The sequence below is a fragment of the Pseudacidovorax intermedius genome, assembly GCF_001476815.1.
GTDB classification, from domain to species: domain Bacteria; phylum Pseudomonadota; class Gammaproteobacteria; order Burkholderiales; family Burkholderiaceae_C; genus Xenophilus; species Xenophilus intermedius_A.
On the sequence record NZ_LDSL01000289.1, the window covers coordinates 1 to 960 of the forward strand.

Annotated in this window: 1 protein-coding gene; it reads left to right on the forward strand. The window is 70.5% G+C overall.

Features of this window, described 5'->3' with window-relative positions; translation table 11 throughout:
• On the forward strand, window positions 1–960 hold a 960-nt coding region (locus NS331_RS25270), incomplete at both ends, for an alpha-E domain-containing protein (RefSeq protein WP_242873891.1).

Below are 960 nucleotides of genomic sequence, written 5' to 3' on the forward strand. Positions count from 1 at the left end.
GCGATGGACAGGGGCGGCCGTGATGCGGCCGCGAGCGCCGCGGAACCTGCCTCGGCAGCGCCGCCCGAGGCTGCGGCACCGGCGCTGGTCGTCATCGACACCAACATCGTGCTCGACCTGTTCGTCTTCGACGACGCAGCCGCCAGGCCGCTGCGCGCGGCCCTGGAGGGCGGAACGCAGCGCTGGCTGGCGACGGCCGCGATGCGCGTCGAACTGGCCCGCGTGCTGGACTATCCGCAGATCGCGCCGCGGCGGGCCTTCTACGGCCTCTCGGTGGACGACGTGCTGGCCCGCCTCGCCGTGGACCGCATGAACCCGTCGAGCATCGCGTACTCCATCACCGCGGCGCGCGAGAACGCCCGTCGCGCACGGGAGATCGTCTCGACCGAGCTCTGGGAGATCCTCAACACCACGAATTCCCGGATGCCACGGCGTCTGCAGACCGAGAAGGTGCACGAGTTCTTCCAGTGGGTGCGAGAGCGCGCCGCCCTGGCGATCGGCATCGTCGACTCGTCGACGAACCGCGACGAGGCCTGGCAGTTCTTCACGCTCGGGCGCAGCATCGAGCGCACCGACATGACGGCCCGCCTCCTCGCGACGAGGTCGCTCACCGAGGTCTCGGGACCGTCGTGGACGACGATCCTCCGCTCGTGCGGCGCGTACGAGGCCTACCTGCGCACCTATCGAGGGATGCCGAGCGCCCGCAACGCGGCCGAGTTCCTGCTGCTCGACCGCCTGTTCCCGCGCTCGATCATCTACTCGATCCAGCGCGCGGAAGACTGCATGAGCGCGATCGACCCCCGCGCCGACCGCGTCGGCCACTCCAACACGGTGCTGCGCGCGCTCGGTCAGATCCGCAACGACCTCGAGTACCGCCCGGTCAGCGACGTGCTCACCGACCTGCCCGAGCACATGCAGCGCGTGCAGACGGTGACGCGCGAGGCGTCGGAAGCGATCCGG